The organism is Actinoplanes sp. OR16, assembly GCF_004001265.1.
Classification (GTDB): domain Bacteria; phylum Actinomycetota; class Actinomycetes; order Mycobacteriales; family Micromonosporaceae; genus Actinoplanes.
This window is the reverse complement of sequence record NZ_AP019371.1, coordinates 7,253,420-7,269,217: the sequence shown is the minus strand read 5'-3', so window position 1 is coordinate 7,269,217 and position 15,798 is coordinate 7,253,420. Positions and strand designations below refer to the sequence as shown.

General features: G+C 72.1%; 12 protein-coding genes. 6 read left to right on the top strand and 6 right to left on the bottom strand.

The features are described 5' to 3' along the window. Nucleotides 1-112: 112 nt before the first annotated feature. Nucleotides 113-862, bottom strand: coding sequence for an NADPH-dependent F420 reductase (locus EP757_RS33455; protein WP_127552392.1), 750 nt, complete (start codon nucleotides 860-862; stop codon nucleotides 113-115). A gap of 96 nt (nucleotides 863-958) precedes the next feature. Here EP757_RS33455 and EP757_RS33450 point away from each other — a divergent pair, with 96 nt between their 5' ends. The 3 genes from EP757_RS33450 (at nucleotide 959) to EP757_RS33440 (ending at nucleotide 4,630) form a co-directional block, all read left to right on the top strand. Beyond that, nucleotides 959-1,324 carry a MerR family transcriptional regulator gene (locus tag EP757_RS33450; RefSeq protein ID WP_127552391.1) on the top strand — a complete coding sequence of 122 codons (366 nt, stop codon included), beginning with the start codon at nucleotides 959-961 and terminating at the stop codon, nucleotides 1,322-1,324. Between the two features lie 174 nt (nucleotides 1,325-1,498). Beyond that, nucleotides 1,499-4,057 (top strand): DNRLRE domain-containing protein, encoded by a 2,559-nt coding sequence (locus tag EP757_RS33445; RefSeq protein ID WP_127552390.1) that lies wholly within the window; start codon nucleotides 1,499-1,501, stop codon nucleotides 4,055-4,057. A gap of 63 nt (nucleotides 4,058-4,120) precedes the next feature. Further along, nucleotides 4,121-4,630 carry a hypothetical protein gene (locus tag EP757_RS33440; RefSeq protein ID WP_127552389.1) on the top strand — a complete coding sequence of 170 codons (510 nt, stop codon included), beginning with the start codon at nucleotides 4,121-4,123 and terminating at the stop codon, nucleotides 4,628-4,630. A gap of 11 nt (nucleotides 4,631-4,641) precedes the next feature. Here EP757_RS33440 and EP757_RS33435 read toward each other — a convergent pair whose 3' ends face one another. Then, on the bottom strand, nucleotides 4,642-5,499 hold the full coding sequence (locus tag EP757_RS33435; protein ID WP_232050130.1) for a thioesterase family protein: 858 nt from the start codon (nucleotides 5,497-5,499) through the stop codon (nucleotides 4,642-4,644). Between the two features lie 33 nt (nucleotides 5,500-5,532). On the opposite strand from EP757_RS33435, the gene EP757_RS33430 reads away from it, so the two are divergent. Then, complete coding sequence (locus tag EP757_RS33430) at nucleotides 5,533-6,921, top strand: hypothetical protein (RefSeq protein ID WP_127552388.1); 1,389 nt, start codon at nucleotides 5,533-5,535, stop codon at nucleotides 6,919-6,921. A gap of 208 nt (nucleotides 6,922-7,129) precedes the next feature. Next, a complete protein-coding gene (locus EP757_RS33425) occupies nucleotides 7,130-7,840 on the top strand; it encodes a glycosyltransferase family 2 protein (protein WP_160165962.1) in 711 nt (236 codons plus the stop codon). A gap of 67 nt (nucleotides 7,841-7,907) precedes the next feature. On the opposite strand, the gene EP757_RS44200 is transcribed toward EP757_RS33425, so the two are convergent. The 3 genes from EP757_RS44200 to EP757_RS33410 form a co-directional block, all read right to left on the bottom strand. Beyond that, the gene (locus EP757_RS44200; RefSeq protein ID WP_127552386.1) at nucleotides 7,908-8,642 is read right to left on the bottom strand and encodes a low temperature requirement protein A; all 735 of its coding nucleotides are present in this window, start codon (nucleotides 8,640-8,642) and stop codon (nucleotides 7,908-7,910) included. After that, nucleotides 8,626-8,901, bottom strand: coding sequence for a low temperature requirement protein A (locus tag EP757_RS43515; RefSeq protein ID WP_232050129.1), 276 nt, complete (start codon nucleotides 8,899-8,901; stop codon nucleotides 8,626-8,628). The genes EP757_RS44200 and EP757_RS43515 overlap by 17 nt, the downstream gene beginning before the upstream one ends. Nucleotides 8,902-8,980: 79 nt before the next feature. Then, complete coding sequence (locus tag EP757_RS33410; protein ID WP_160165961.1) at nucleotides 8,981-11,329, bottom strand: AAA family ATPase; 2,349 nt, start codon at nucleotides 11,327-11,329, stop codon at nucleotides 8,981-8,983. 158 nt (nucleotides 11,330-11,487) lie between these two features. Here EP757_RS33410 and EP757_RS33405 point away from each other — a divergent pair, with 158 nt between their 5' ends. Beyond that, the gene (locus EP757_RS33405; protein ID WP_127552384.1) at nucleotides 11,488-15,165 is read left to right on the top strand and encodes a S8 family serine peptidase; all 3,678 of its coding nucleotides are present in this window, start codon (nucleotides 11,488-11,490) and stop codon (nucleotides 15,163-15,165) included. Here EP757_RS33405 and EP757_RS33400 read toward each other — a convergent pair. Further along, nucleotides 15,140-15,622: a DUF5959 family protein gene (locus tag EP757_RS33400; protein WP_127552383.1), complete on the bottom strand. Its 483-nt coding sequence runs from the start codon at nucleotides 15,620-15,622 to the stop codon at nucleotides 15,140-15,142. The two genes, EP757_RS33405 and EP757_RS33400, sit on opposite strands and share 26 nt — an antisense overlap. Nucleotides 15,623-15,798: the final 176 nt, after the last annotated feature.

Sequence of the window (15,798 nt, the reverse complement as noted above, 5' to 3'; positions counted from 1 at the left end):
CCAGGTGAATCAGCCCGTCCGCGTGGCGGACCCGGCGCCCGCCGCCGCGCAGCGGTCGCGTCCGCCTTCGGCCGCGGAGCCACCACATGACCCGAGCGGAGGACGTCACCGGTCAGGCGGAGGGCTTGAGCTGGAAGCCCGCCGGTTGGCGTTCGGTCGTGGCGGCCAGTTCGGCGACCGTGGCGGCCGGCATCGGGATCAGCGGGGTGGTCGCCAGCCAGGCGTAGATCTCCGGCAGGGTCAGGCCCGCCGGGACCGCACCCACGAAAGCCTCGAAGTAGAGCGGCGTGTTGGGCCCGATACGCCAGCTCTCGGCGAGGCTGCCGACGTCGACGGCGTCGAACCCGAAGTCGTCGATCAGCTCGGTGACCCGCGCTTTGGCGGAGGGGTCGTCGCCGGTGACGGGCAGGGCGGTGCGATCCGGGGCGCCGGCCGGCCGGGCCAGCTCGCGTAGCAGCCTGCCGTTGACGTCGTGGAACGCCTTGACCACCGACGAACCCGACAGGAATCGCTGCACCAGTTCGCTGGAGGTCAGCTCGTCGGCGTCGAGCTCCGGGCGCACCCAGCCCGTGACGGCCGGCGCGTAGTTCATGGTGTCGATCACCGTCTTGCCGGCGAGCGCCTCCCGCGGCAGCTGCTCGTAGTGGGCCAGCGGGATGGTCGCGACCACGAGGTCGCCTGCCTGGGCCGCCTCGGCGGGGGTGGCGGCGCGCGCGAGCGGGCCGAGCTCGGCGACGAGAGCGCCGATGCTCTCCGGCCCGCGCGAATTGCTGATCACCACGTTCCAGCCGGCGCCGACCGCGCTGCGAGCGATGGCGGAGCCGATGGTGCCGCTGCCGATGATGCCTAGTGTTCCGGGCATGTGATCACTCCTGCGCAGAGGGGTTGATGGGCCTGCGATGGCTACGCTAGGAGCTGCCATTGGTGTGAGGTCCCGGCGATGTGGTGGTGGTCATAGATGCGCATCGGTCAGCTGGCGGCCCGCACCGGTGCCAGTGTGCGGTCGCTGCGTTACTACGAGGAGCAGGGCCTGCTCAGCGCCGAGCGGGATTCGGCGGGCCGCCGCCGCTACTCCGAGGCGGCCGTCGCCCGGGTGGCGCTGATCAGGCGGGGGTTCGCGGCCAGCCTGTCCAGCCGGGTGATCGCGGATCTGCTGCCGCTGATGGAAGCCGACTGCGTTCCTCGTTCGCGTGCTCTGCTCGACGCGGAACGGGAGCGGCTGGTAGCGCAGATCGCCGCGATGACGCAGGCCCGGGTTCGCCTCGACGAGGTCATCACGATCGCGACGGATCCCACCTGGCGATGTGACGCCTCCACGTCGTAGCCGGGCCGTACTCGCCGCGCAGCCGCAGCCGGTGACCATCGACGACGTCCACGCTGGTGGGTCCACCGGAACCCCGTGCCCGTTCGGGCTATAGATCCACCTGAATGGTTCTTCCGGTTCCCGTGCCAGTGCCCCTACGGTCATCGCCGTCAAGATCAATCGAGACGGGGATCGATGAGACACAGACTGACGAGAGGTGTGCGTGGCGGTCTCGCCGCCGGCCTCACCCTCACTCTTGCGGCCACCATGTCCGCCACGCCGTCGTACGCCCAGGTCACGCCCGGCCAGGAACCGTCCGATGTGGCGTCGGCGCTGGCCGCCGCCCGGAAGACCGGCGAACGCGTGAGGATCGACGCGGCGACCACCGAGACCGCCGAGTACTTCGCCACGCCGGACGGCACGGTCACCGGAGTCATCTCGGCCAGCACCGAACGCTTCCGCCGCGACGGCGCCTGGGTCCCGGTCGACCTGACCCTGAAGCGCCGGGCCGACGGCTCGATCGCCCCGGCCGCGGCACCGGGGCCGCTGCGGCTCTCCGGTGCCCGGACCGCCTCCACGGACGACCTGGTGTCCGGTGGATCCGGCGGCCGGCAGGTGACGGTCGGCTGGGCCGGCGCCCTGCCCGAGCCCCGCCTGGAGGGCAACAAGGCGACGTACGCCGAGGTGAAGCCCGGCATCGACCTCGTCGTGCAGGCCACCGTGAACGGCTTCGAGCAGTTCACCGTCGTCAAGTCGGCGCAGGCCGCCGAACACGTCGGCGAGATCGTGCTTCCCCTCACGGGTCCGGGCGTCGCCTCGGTGAGCGAGGACAAGCGTGGCCGGCTACGCGTACGAGGGGCCGACGGCAGGCCGCAGGCCAAGATCCCGACGCCGATGATGTGGGACGCGGGATCGGCCGTTCGCGGTGAGGCGCCGCAGCGCCGGCAGGTCAGCGCCGACGTCGTGAAGACCGCCGGCGCCGGGTCCACCACGCTCTCCCTCAAGCCCGACAAGGCGTGGCTGACCAGCCCGGACACCGTCTACCCGGTGACCATCGACCCGTACTTCGACTGGTCGACCACGGCGTACAGCACGACCGTGGTGACCGGATACCCCACCGGATGGCCGGACGCGGACTCGCTCTTCGTCGGCAGCTACAACGCCGACATCAAGGCCCGCTCCTTCATCACCTGGTGGGCCAACGCCCTGCCGGGTCTGCGGATCGACTCGGCGATCGCGCACTTCGCCAACGCCTACTCCACGTCCTGCTCGGCGACGCCGTGGGAGATCTGGACCACCGACCCGGTGACCGACGAGACCTCCTGGGACAACCAGCCGGAATGGCAGACCCTGGAGTCCACCTCGACCGCGACCAGTTGCACGGGCGACTGGGTGACCGCCGACGCCACCAGCTTCTTCCAGGGTGCGGCGGACAAGAACGTCGAGACGCCCACGATGGGCATCCGGGCGGCCGACGAGTCGGACTACAGCCAGTACAAGCAGTTCTGGTCGCACAACCACACGGACACGTCGAAGGCGCCGTACGTCGAGGTGACCTACAGCGAGCCCACCCCGGACGGCGAGATCGACGCGGCCACGCAGGCGGAGATGGACCGGCAGGCGGCACTGGAACCGGCTCTCACCAAGATCATGGAGGCCCGGTTCGAGGACCCCGATTCCGGCTTCGCCGGTGTGGCGTACGAGGGCAGCGGCCTCAGCGTCTACTACAAGGGCGCGCTCGAACCGGAGATGCAGACGGCCGTCACCGAGGCGCGGACACTCGGCACCGTCAGCCTCAAGTCGGCCGCCTACTCCGAAGCCGAACTGAACAGCGCCGGTGACGGCATCTGGACCGCCATCGACCAACTCGGCGGATCGAGCGAGATTCAGCAGATCACCTACCACACCGAGGGCGACGCCATCACCGTCGTGCGCGATCCCCTGGTCACGCAGAGCCTGACCCCGGCCCAGATCGCCGCCGGAGGCACGCCGGCCACCGTGGAGCAGGTCCTCGCGAAGGCGAACGTCCAGGTTCCCGTCAAGATCGAGTCGGTGCCGGGGACCGGTGTCGAGAGCACCGCGGCACGCTACGACCGGTTCAACGACTACGCACCGTTCAACGGTGGCGGCGCGTGGACGTCGTTCGTGGGCACCAGCAGCACCAAGCGCTCACTCTGTTCGCTCGGGTTCGGTGTCCGCAGCGAGGGCATCGACTACATCGTCAGCGCCGGCCACTGCGCCAACACCGGCGACATGACCCGCTCCGGCGACTACAGCCGGTCGACCAGCACCCACAAGGACATCGGCAAGGTCGTCTCCAAGCTCAAGTCGTACGACCTGCTGCTGATCAGAGGCAAGGGCTCCGCCGTGCTGTGGAGTGGCAGCTCGCTGACCTCTGGCACGGTCCGCAACATCGACAGCTGGGGGTACTGGGCGAAGAACCAGCAGGTGTGCCGCACCGGCATCCGCACCGCCCTGGTCTGCAACCTGAAGCAGGAGGCCAGCGCCGACCTGCGGGCCGAAGACGGTTCCATCGTCAAGGGCCTGATCCGGGCCCGGCAACTCGACGGCAAGACCGCCTCGGTGAAGGGCGACAGCGGCGGAACCGTCTGGAGCACCGACGGGTCCGGCGCCCGGATCCGCGGCACCGTCACCGGGGTCGACGCGAGCCGCCCCAGCCACCTGTACTTCCAGGACATGGCGGACGTCCGCAACCGTCTCGTCGGCACCAGCATGAGGGTCGTCGGCGACTGACGCCGAACCGTGCGCGCCGCCCGTACCGTGAGGTGCGGGCGGCCCATCAGGTAAGGAACGACAATGCGTACGCTGACCGTGATCATCGGCATCGCGCTCGCCGCGAGCAGCGCCTCCTGCACTGCGCAGACCGAACCGGCCGCCCCCGCGCCGAGCCTGCCTCCGCGGTCCACGGCCGCCGCGCAGGTCCACGACCGGTGGGTGTCCTGCGCCGGGGAACCCTCGGTGACCTATGACGACCGGACCGCCGACGACGCGATCACCCTCCCGCTGCTCGACGCCGCGTTCCAGCCCGTCGCGGCCGTCGTCTGCGACCGCGGCGCCGACCCGTCCGCCGCCGTCGAGAAGCAGGCGCAGGACGTCACCGCGCTGGTCGCCGCCCTTCGCGGCCCCGACCAGCCGCTACCCACCCCGGACGGCGACACCGTCTACGGCTGCACCATGGCGAAGATCCACGTGCCGTGGCTGGCCCTGCTCGACGCCGGCGGCCGATGGGTGCGCCCCGGGCTTCCCCGCGACTACTGCGGCTCGGTGAACGGCGAGGTCATCGAGCAGATCCGCGCCCTCACCTGAGCACGGCGGACTCACCGCGGCTGGACGAGCAGCGGCTGAGCGACCTCGGCCAGCAGGCCGTCCTCGTCGTAGATCTGGCCGCGTGCCAGGCCCACCCCGCCCGCGCCGATCACGGTCCTGGTCCGCAGCAGCATCCAGTCGTGTGCGGGCGGGCGCAGCACCGTGACGTTCACCGTGGGCGGGATCGACAGCCACTGGGCGATCGGCAGCTCCAATGACAGGCCGTTCACCGAGTCGGCGAGGACCATCAACCGCTCGATCGGTGTCGTCTTCTCGCCCGCCACCAGGGGGATGCGCAGCCGCGTCCACACGTCGGCCGGACCGAGGGAGTTGTAGTCGCCGGTCAGGAACCGCCACTCGACTGCCCGGCCGTACCCCCACGCCGGGCCGGCCTGGGTGAAGTACCGCTGCGGCTGCTCGGGCGGCAGTGCGGGGACCGTCTCCGGCGCGGTCTGCGCGGCGGTGACGCCGTGGTCCACGCGGATGCGCCAGATCAGGGCGGTGACCGCGAGCCTGCCGTTCGCCCACAGCTTCGCCTCGATCAACTCGATGCGCCTGCCCGGGCGGACGACCGTCGCTTCGCTACGGATGACGCCCTGCGGGATCCCGCCGAGCATGTCGACACCGATCCGGCCGATCTGCACGCCGTCGTCGGGTCGCGCGTTCATCGCGGCCCGTGCCAGCAGCGCGGCCGGCGGCCCGCCGTGCTGCAGCGACTCGTCCCACGGGCTCGCGGTCGCGGCGGTGGTGCGGAACTCGTTCTCGGACAGTCTCTCGTAGAACGCCGCCGGTTCGGCCGTGGACATCAGCGTCGCCTCGCCATCGTCGGGGGTGCCGTCGTCGGGGTGCCGAGGGGTATCGTTTCTCATCACTCGAAGTGCCGTGTGAGGCGGGTGGTCCCCGTGACCTCAGAATACGTCGTGGTGCTCGCAGCCGACGCCGATCACGATCGCGTCGGTCAATTGGTGGGCGACCTCGGGCGGCGGGGACTCACGGTCGTGGCCGAGGACGCCGTACCAGTGATCGGCATTTTCCCGTTCCTGCATGACGCGGCGGCCATCGTGGTCGCGTTCGGCGGACCGGTCGGCGCGGCGATGCCGTCGATAGCCGCGGAGATCGACCGGGTCGTGCCTGTCCGGCTGACCGAGACGGCACAGCCGCCCGACCCGATCGCGCGGCTCACCGCGATCGATCTCGGCAGCGGCGCCGACCGCGTCCGCGAGTTCACCGAACTCCTGCGCCGGCTCGCCGCGCTCGTCGACGACTCCCGGAACAGGCGATCCCCGCCGAGGCCGCCGGACGACGCGGACGAGGTCGTCATCGGCGCACCGCTCTACGCCGTCGACGAACTGCAGAGGCTCGCCGCCGGTGTCCGCGACGTAGCGAGCCTGCTGGCCGGCGATGCGGACGGCACCCGGCAGGTCCGCGCGACGCTCGACGAGATCGGCGGCAGCTATCGCGTCGTGCTGAGTGCGATCGACACGTTCCACGCGGCCGGCGCCGATCCCGGCCGGATCGACCTGAAGGCCCTGGCCACGCTACGCGGCGGGGCGCTGGCCGAGCGGATCCACAACGGGCGCGGCCACTGCAAACGCATCGGCGCGCGGTATTACGCCGACGGCGGGATGCGCAGCGCCCTGGCCGGCCGGGTGCCGGCCGTGGCCCTGCGGCAGGCTGACGCGACGTTCATGGCGCTCACCTACGGCGACCTGGACATGTTCGACGAGCTGGACGCGGTCGGCTGGTCGCTGACCCGGCAGTCGCGCGACATGTTCTCGCTGGCCACGGCCGGTCAGCCGGCGGAGGCGCAACGCCGGTTCGAGCAGGCACGGGAGGAGCTGGCGCCGATCGAGGAGGCCCTGCACCGGGCACTGCGCGACTTCCAGGACATCGAACAATCGCTCGGTTACGCCCAGGACGCCCCGCCGGAGGTGGTTCCCGTGACGGACGAATCAATCAACTTCTACGGCCCGGTCACCAACGCCGTCATCGCCCGGACGATCAGCGAATCCCGGATCACCCTGCAGGCGGCGGCTCTCCAGCCCGACCTGAAGAACGAGATGGAACAGCTGCTGACGGCGGTGAAGGAGATGTCGCAGCAGCTGTCGCCGGACGACGCCGTAGCCGTCGCCGCCGAGCTCGAACAGCTGACCAACGAGGTCGCCTCCGACCAGCCCCGGCCCGGCATCGTCCGGAAATGCCTGAGGAGTCTGGAGCAGTTCGGCAAGACCGTGGCAGACGTCGGCGTCCCGGTCATCGATCTCGCCACGAAGATCGCCGCCTTCTTCTGAGCCGCCGCCGGTCAGCGTGAACCGCCTGCCGGCGGCCTTCGACCGGCGGGCTGACATGGCAACCCGGCCGCAGTGGAACGCTGACACCGTCGTCCCGTAGGTCGATCATCGTTGGGCCGTACTTCACCCGATCGGGACGTGATTGAGTGATTGGGATCGAGGTGCGGGCGGGTAGTGGACGGGCGATCCACTGCCGACAGGAGGACCGTTGACCGACACCCGACAGCCCGTGATCCTGCTGCCGGTCTTCCGGCCACAACACGCACTGCCGGACCTGGTGGCCGCGCTGCTCGCCGGCGGGTTCGGCCCGGAGCAGGTGATCGTCGTGGACGACGGCAGCGGCCCGGACGCCGATGCGCTGCTCGACGGGTTGCGCCGGCAGGGCTGCGCCGTGCTGCGGCACCCGGTCAACCGGGGTAAGGGCGCGGCCCTCAAGACCGGTCTGCGGCATGCCGTCCACGAGCATCCGGGCGCCGACGTGATCTGCGCCGACCCCGACGGGCAGCACTCCGCCGGAGACATCGGCCGGGTCGCCGCACGGACCGGCCGGGGCGGCATCGTGCTCGGGGTGCGCTCGTTCGAGGAGATGCCGCCGCGCAGCCGGTTCGGCAACACCGTCACCCGGGCGCTGTTCAGGGCGGTGACCGGGTACGACGTCGCGGACACCCAGACCGGTCTGCGCGCCTTCCCGGCCGACCTGGTCGAGCATCTGTGCACGGTGCCGGGAGAGGGCTTCGACTACGAGATGAACGTCCTGCTCGGCGCGGTGCACACCGGTCGGCCGATCGACGAGGTGACGATCCCGGCCACCTATCTGAACGACAACGCCGGCTCGCATTTCGGCAGCCTCGCCGACTCGATCCGGGTTTATCGTCCGCTGCTGCAGTACGCGACGACGGCCCGCCTGCCGGGCCGCTGAGCGATGCCGGGCCGCCGGTGGAGTCCAGGGTGAGGAAGCTGGTGGTCTTCGTCCGCGGTGAAGCCGGTCAGGCGAGGGTGAGCGCGTAGTCCCAGAGCCGGCTGGCCTGCGCCTCATCGCGGGCCGACCGGTAGATCGGCAGTTCGGCCGGCTTGCCGGTGAACTGGCCGAAGCCGTCGGGCCCGTACAGGCGGCCGCCGCCGGCTCGCGGGCTGGCCGCCGCGTACAGGATGGGGAGAAGACCGTCCTCGACGCCGTGCACCAGCACGCCCCGGCGGGCCAGCCAGGTCATGATCGCCTCGTGCGGCGCCGGTCGTGTGCGGCCCAGGTTCGGCCCGGCGGAGTACAGGCCGGTCAGCGTGGTGCCGGGATGGGCCGCGTTGCTGACGATGTCCCAGTCGTTCGCCCGGCTGCGGCGGTCGAGTTCCAGGGCGAAGAAGAGGTCGGCGAGCTTGGACTGCCCGTACGCGCGAACCGCCGAGTACTTGCGTTCGCTCTGCAGGTCGGCCCAGTTCAACCGGGCCTGCCGGGCGGAGCTGCTGGTGACGGTGGTGACCGGGGTGGCGAGGGCGAGGGCCGCGGTGCCGGGCCAGAGCAGCGGCCGCCGGCCGGGCTTCAGCAACCACAGGGCCAGCAGGGAGGTGAAGCGGTGGCGTACCGGCCGGTCGAAGTAGAGCCACCACAGCGCGAACACGATCACCACGGCGGCGACGGCGAGCCGGGGCAGACCGGGCCGGGCGTCGCCGAGGCCGTCACGGAAGGCCGCGGTGGCGGCAGCGACCGACTCACCGAGGACGATCAAGGTGAACGTAGGCGGCCGAGGCGAACCAGGTGAAGTTCATCCACGCCCACCAGATGGCGAAGAAGACCGTCAGGTAGCCGCGCAGACCGTCCGCGACGTGATGGCCGGTGACGCTGTGGTGCAGCAGCGCCGCCGCCTGCGCGACCGCGACCACGAAACACAGGTCGAAGAAGAGCTCCAGTGGCGTGGCGACCCGGTGCGGCTCGTCGGCGCGACGGGCCCTCATCGGCCGCAGCCGGTCGCGCGGGATGGCGGTCATGCCACCCCAGACCGGGAAGTCCCGGCGGCTGTGACACCGAAGGGGCGGTCTACCGCAGCGCGGCGATGAGCGGTGAGTCTCAGGTCTCGCAGACCGGCAGCGTGACGGTCGCCGCGGCCGGGTTCACCAGCCGGGCGGCGTCGCGGCCCCACGCCGGCAGACCCTTGCCCCGCACCAGGTCCAGCGCCGCCGTCGCCTCGGCCAGGCCGGCGTCGCGGTCGCCGCGGTCCAGCAGCAGTTCGGCCAGGGCGGTGCGGGCCGGTACGAGCGGCCACACCGCCCCGGTCCGCTCGGTCTCGGCGATCACCTCCCGCAGGCCCTGCTCGGCGATGTCGGTGTCACCCTGGCGGTAGCGCAGCCGGGCGAGGTAGAGCCGGGCGTCGGCCATCGCCAGCGGCAGCCGGTAGGGCCGGGCGAGGAACCGCAGCAGCCGCTGTTCCAGCCCGGTGCGGCGGTCGGTCGCCAGGTCCAGCCCGAAGGTGGTCAGTTCGACGACCGGGCGCAGCCGTTCGTAGTCGGCGTCGTCGACGAGGCGCCGCCCGATCGCCAGCATCGTCGCGGCGAGGGTGGTGTCGCCGACGTGCAGGGCGCCCTGCGCCCAGTTGAGGCAGGCGCGGGCGCGTTCGCGGGGGTGGCCGGCAAGTCCGGCGGCGGCGGCCGTGACGGCGGCGCCGGCGGTGGGGTCGCCGCTCTCCAGCAGCAGCGACAGCCGGGCGATCTCGACGGCGAGGACGGCCGGGGGTTCCCCGGATTCCGCGGCGGCGACGGCGGCCTGCGCGCAGCGGGCCTGATGCTCGCTCAGGTGCCGGCCGGTCACCGTGTCCGGGGCCGACAGCACGGCCAGGGCCCGCGCCCGCTGCCCGGGCCGGCGCAGGTAGGGCACGGCGCGTTCGATCTCCTCGTATCCGGTGCGGGCCTCGCCCTGCTGGCGCAGCATCCGGCCGAGGGCGAGCCCGAGTTCGCCGCGTGCGCCCGGTGGCAGCCGGCGGTCGTCGAGCAGGTCGCGCAGCACGGGGATGGCGGAGGCCTGCGCGACGCTCTCGATCGCCGAGCGGGCCATCTTGGCGGCGAGGCGGACCCGGACCGGGCGGGGCAGGCCGGTCTGGGCGACGGCGCCGAGCAGGAACCGGGCGGCGGTGCCGTCGTCACCGCGGGCGACGGCCAGGTCGGCGGCCGCCTCGGCGTTGCGGACGTGGTCGGCGGGGCTGCCCGCCTCGCGGAAGTGGTGGGCGAGCCGGGCGTACGGGCGTGGCTGCCGCTGTTCGAGCAGCCGCGCCGCCCGCAGGTGCAGCAGGCGGCGGGTGATCGGCGGCAGCAGTTCGTGCACGACCTGCCGGGCGAGGGTGTGCCGGAACCACAGCCGCCCGTCGCGCTGGTGCAGCAGTCCGGCGGCGCGGGCCTGGGTGAGCGCGGCGGCGACGGTGCTCTCGGAGGTCTGGGTGATCGCGGCGAGCCGGGGCGGGTCGGCGGCCCCGCCCAGTACGGCGGCGGCGCCGAGGATCTCCCGGGCGGTCTCGCCGAGATGTTGCATGCGGGTGGTCAGCACGTCGCGCAGCAGGGCCGGGACGGCGGCGTCGGCGAGGGCGTCGGGGTGCCGGCGGATCGTGTCGCGATCGCCGTCGGTGATCAGTGACCGCACCACCTCCTCGACCAGGAACGGGATCCCGGCGGTGCGTTCGTAGAGGTGGGTGACGAGCAGGCCCGCCTCGGTGCCCGCCAGCAGCGCGGACGCGAGCCGGCCGACCTCGGCGCGGGTCAGCGGCGGCACCCGCAGGCGGCGCACGGCCGGGCCCGGCTGCCATCCGGCGGGGGAGGCGTCCTCCCGGACGGTGATCAGCACGGTCAGGCCGGGCACCGGGTGGGCACCGAGGTGGTCGAGCAGTTGCAGGGTCGCCGGGTCGGCCATCTGCAGGTCCTCCAGGGCGAGGACCAGCGGGGTGAGGGCGGCCAGCAGGGCGGCCGCCGCGCGCAGTAGCCGCGCGCGTTCGGCGTCGGGGTCGTGCAGCGCGGGCGGCGCCGGTGGCAGCCGGTCGGTCAGCGGTGGCAGCAGCGGTGCCAGCACACCGGTCTCCGGGTCCGGTGTGCGCAGCGGGGGCAGGGTGCCGGTGCCGGCGGCGACGCACAGCCCGTCGATCAGCGGGCCGAGCGGCTGCGGCTCGCGCAGGTCGTCGCAGTGCGCGACCACCACGGGCAGCCCGCCGCCGTGCGGTGACCCGGCTTGCAGCGGCTCCGCCTGCGGCGATCCGGCCTGCGGTGACGCCTGCAGCGCCTCGGCCACCAGCCGGCTCTTGCCGACGCCGGCCTCGCCGCTGAGCAGCACCAGCGCCGACGGCCGGGCCAGTTCGGCGCGCAGGGTGGCGAGCAGCCGGTTGCGGCCGACGAAGGGCCCGGGGGTGGGCAGGGCGAAGAACGCGGTCAGGGGAAGCACCGGCATCGACGATAACGAACCTGCCGGATCGGGCAGTTACGGCCGGCCGCGCGTTCGGTTTCCACGCGGTTAACAAGCAAGATCGACAACCGGGGGATCGATCACGGTGCTTGTAGCGTCACGGGCACTTCAGGTCTCTGATCGAGTCGAGGTACCACGTGACACGTTCCTTCATCGGCAGGTCCGCGCCGCTCATCGTCGCGGCCGTGACAGCGCTGGCAGTGACCCCGCCGGCGCCCGCCGTCGCCCGGCCGGCCACCGCACCCACGACCTCCGCAAGCCCGTCGACCAGCAGGACGATCACCCTGATCACCGGTGACACGGTGACCGTCTCGCCCGGCGCCGTCACGGTGCGCGGCCCGGCCGGCGAGCAGATCGGCGCCCACATCACCACGATCGGCCCGGACACCTACGTCTACCCCGACAGCGCCATGCCGTACGTCGGCGCCGGCAGCCTCGACAAGCGACTGTTCAACATCACCTACCTGCTGCGCGAGGGCTACGGCGACGACGTGACCGACCGGCTGCCGGTCATCCTCGGCTACGGCGAGCAGGCCGCCCGCAGCCGCGGCGCGGTCACCCTGCCCGACGCCAGCACCGAGGTACGCGCCCTGCCCAGCATCAACGGCCGGGCCATCACCACCGACCGCGACCAGGCCGGCGACTTCTGGTCCTCGCTGACCGGTGACGCCGCCCCGGTCGCCACGGCCCGCACAGCGAGCGCCGAGCCCGCGTTCGCGCACGGCATCACCAAGGTGTGGCTGGACGGCAAGGTGCACGCGACCCTCGCCGACAGCGTCGCCCAGATCGGCGCCCCGGCCGTGTGGGCGGGCGGCAACGACGGTGCCGGCATCGACGTCGCCGTCCTGGACACCGGCATCGACGCCGGGCATCCGGACCTGGCCGGAAAGGTCGAGTCGAGTGTCAGCTTCGTGCCGGGCGAGGACGTCACCGACGGCCACGGGCACGGCACGCACGTCGCCTCCACGATCGCCGGCACCGGCGCTGGATCCGGCGCCCGGGAACGCGGTGTCGCCCCCGGCGCCGACCTGGAGATCGGCAAGGTGCTCGACAACGGCGGCTCCGGCCAGGACTCCTGGATCGTGGCCGGCATGGAGTGGGCGGCCCGCGACCGTAAGGCCAAGGTCGTCAGCATGAGCCTCGGCGGCGGCCCCACCGACGGCACCGACCCGATGAGTGTGGCCGTCAACGAGCTCAGCGCCGAGACCGGCGCGCTGTTCGTCATCGCGGCCGGCAACAGCGGACCCACCGAGACCACCGTCGGGACGCCGGGCGCCGCCGACGCCGCCCTGACCGTGGGTGCGGTGGACGCCGAGGACCACATCGCCGAGTTCTCCAGCCGCGGCCCGCGCCTGGTCGACGGCGCGCTCAAACCGGAGATCACCGCGCCGGGCGTGGACATCCTCGCCGCCCGGTCGCAGTACTCCACCGAGGGTGAGGGCCTCTACCGGACGATGAGCGGCACCTCGATGGCCACGCCGCACGTCGCCGGCGCCGCCGTCCTGCTCGCCGCCCAGCACCCCGGCTGGACCGGTGCGCAGCTGAAGGACGCCCTGGTCAGCACCGCGAAGCAGACGCCTGAGATCGGCGCGTACGACGGCGGCAGCGGCCGGGTCGACATCGCCGCGACGAGCACGGCGACAGTCTTCGCCACCGGCAGCGCCTACCTCGGCATCCATCCGCTGGACGACGAGCCGGCCGGGACCGTCGAGAAGCAGATCACCTACACCAACACCGGGCCGGCCGACGTGTCGCTCGATGTGAGGGTGGACGCTCCCGGCGTACCGGAAGGTCTGATCTTGATCTCCGCCTCGCGGGTGTCGGTGCCGGCTGGTGGCACCGCGACGGTGACCGTCTCGGCGGACCTGAGCCGCACGACGGCGAAGGGCCGCTACACCGGCAGCGTCGTGGCGACCGGGACCGGCGGCGTGCGTCTCGCCGACACCCTGGTCGGGCTGAGCACCGAGGACCAGCCCCGGCATCTGCTGATCACCCCGACCGGTCGCGGCGGCGAACCGATGCCCGGCGAGATCATGATGCTGCGCGACGGCGACCCGCCCGGCATGTTCTACGCCTTCCGCACCCTCGACGGCCGCCCGATCGACGTGCTGGTGCCGCAGGGCCGGTACTCGGTGTGGATGTGGGGTGACGTCGAGGGCAGCCACGGCCCGAGCTCCCGGGGTGTCGCCCTGGTCAGCGCGCCCACGGTGGTCGTCGAGAAGGACACCGCCGTGGCGCTCGACGCCGGCAGCACCCGCGAGATCCAGGCGATCACCCCGCAACTCACGGCGAACGCGGAGGTCCGCTTCGACTACCACCGCGAGTTCGGCACCGCCTCGGCCACCGACGCCTATCAGATCGGCCGCTACTACGACAGCATCTGGGTCACGCCCGGCCTGAAGGCCCGGGACGGGAAGTTGTCGGTGACCGCCCGGTGGCGCAAGATCCAGCCCTTGCTGTCGGTGGACAACGGCGCTACCTCGTACGACGACCTGATCGTGCTGCCCGGGTCCACTCTGCCGGCCGACGGAACCCGGCAGATCGAGGCGGTGTTCGCGGGCACCGGCACCGCCGCCGAGCTCGCCGCCGCCGGGGTCAAGAACAAGATCGCTGTGGTCCGCCAGGACGACCTGGACGAGCAGGTGGAGGCCGCCGAGGCCGCCGGCGCCGCACTGCTGCTGATCGTCACCGGCGAGACCGGCCGCTGGTACGACGCGACCAGCCGCACACCCCTGACCGTCGTGTCGCTGACCAAGGACGGCGGCGACCGGCTGATCACCCAGCTCGGCCGGGGCCGGGTCACCCTGCGCGTCACCTCCCACCCCACCACCGACTACCTGTACGACCTGGTCAGCTACTGGCCGTCCGGGGTGCCGAAGTCGGTGGTCTACCGCCCGTCGCAGCGGGACCTGGCCCGCATCGACGTCGACTTCCAGCGCGACTCGGACCGGGAGATCTCCGAGCGGCGCTACGACCTCAACCCGGACATGCCGGTGCGGATCGGCTCGCCGGGGCTGGCCCGGGTCGACCGGTTCCGCACCGACTGGGTGACCGCCGGCGACGACATCCGGTGGGCGGCCGAGGTCAACGACATGCGCTCGTTCCAGCGCAGCGGCAGCCGCACCTACCGGCCGGGCAGCCGGACCGCGGAGAAGTGGCTGGCGGCGATCCAGCGTCCGCGGATCAACGACGCGGGAACGCTGCCGTACCGCGATGGGGATCGCATCGTCGTGGAGGTGCCCGGCTGGGGTGACTCCGGCGCCGACCACGCCGGCGACGCGGTGCCGGAGGGTTCCACGCAGACCGTCACCCTGTCGCAGGGCGGCACGGTCCTGGAGCAGAACGGGTGGGGCTGGATCGACGCCAACCGCGGGCTGAGCCCGAAGCGCCTGCCGTACCGGCTGGTCACCACGACCGAGGCGGACGCAGCGATCACGCCGTACTCGGTCAAGACCCGGACCACGTGGAACTTCACGTCGGACGCTCGCACCACCCGGCTGCCACTGATCCAGCTCGACTACCGGGTGGACACGGATCCGGCGGACAAGGCGTCACGCTCGGCGGCGATCACCGTCGTGCCCAGCCACCTGGCCGGGGCGCCCAGCAGCACGTCGATCAACCGGGTCACGCTGGACGTGTCCTTCGACGACGGGGCCACCTGGACCGGGCGGCGCCTGCACCGCACGGCGCAGGGCTGGACGGCCGACCTGCGTGCCCCGCGCGGTGCGGCGCACGTGACGCTGCGGGCCACGGCGAAGGACGCATACGGCAACAGCGTCGAGCAGACGATCACGAGGGCCTTCGGCCTGAAGTGACCGAAAACCCTCGTGGGCCGTCCCGTCCGGGGCGGCCCACGAGGCCGTCGCCGGCACCGAGGGTGCCCGCCTCTTCGACGAAACGCGCGAGGCGGGTCCGGTGGTCAGCGACCCAGTCGCCCTCGAGGGCGATGGGGACTCGGACGGTGACCATCGAGCTGGACTCGTCCTCCACCTCGGCCTCGGGACAGTCGTAGCCGCCGTCGAGGCGGATGCGGACCGTCGGGCCGTTGCCGCTCTCCATCCAGGTCGCGTCCTCGCCGGCGGCCAGCCTGTCCAATGCCTTCGCCCACTCCTGCAGTTTCGAGGGGTAGAGCATCAGCAGCGCGCTGCCCGTGACGAACATGCTCTGCACGGTGATCTCGGCTTCCCACAGCTCGGCGCTCTCCGCTGACCGGACGGTGATCCGGACCGCGTTCTCGCCGTCGGTGAGTTCGACGAGCTCATAGGGGAACACTGTCACCTCACTACACACGTAATGGAGCCGCCGTGGACCATCTGTAGACCCGGAAGGTGACGGCCGCCACCTCCGAGGCTCCTCGGCAGCCTGGCCCACCGGCGGCAGGACCACGCCTTTCCCCAAACCCGGACTTTGGCGTACGAAGTCCCGGCCGGCAGCAGAAGCAGCAGGGC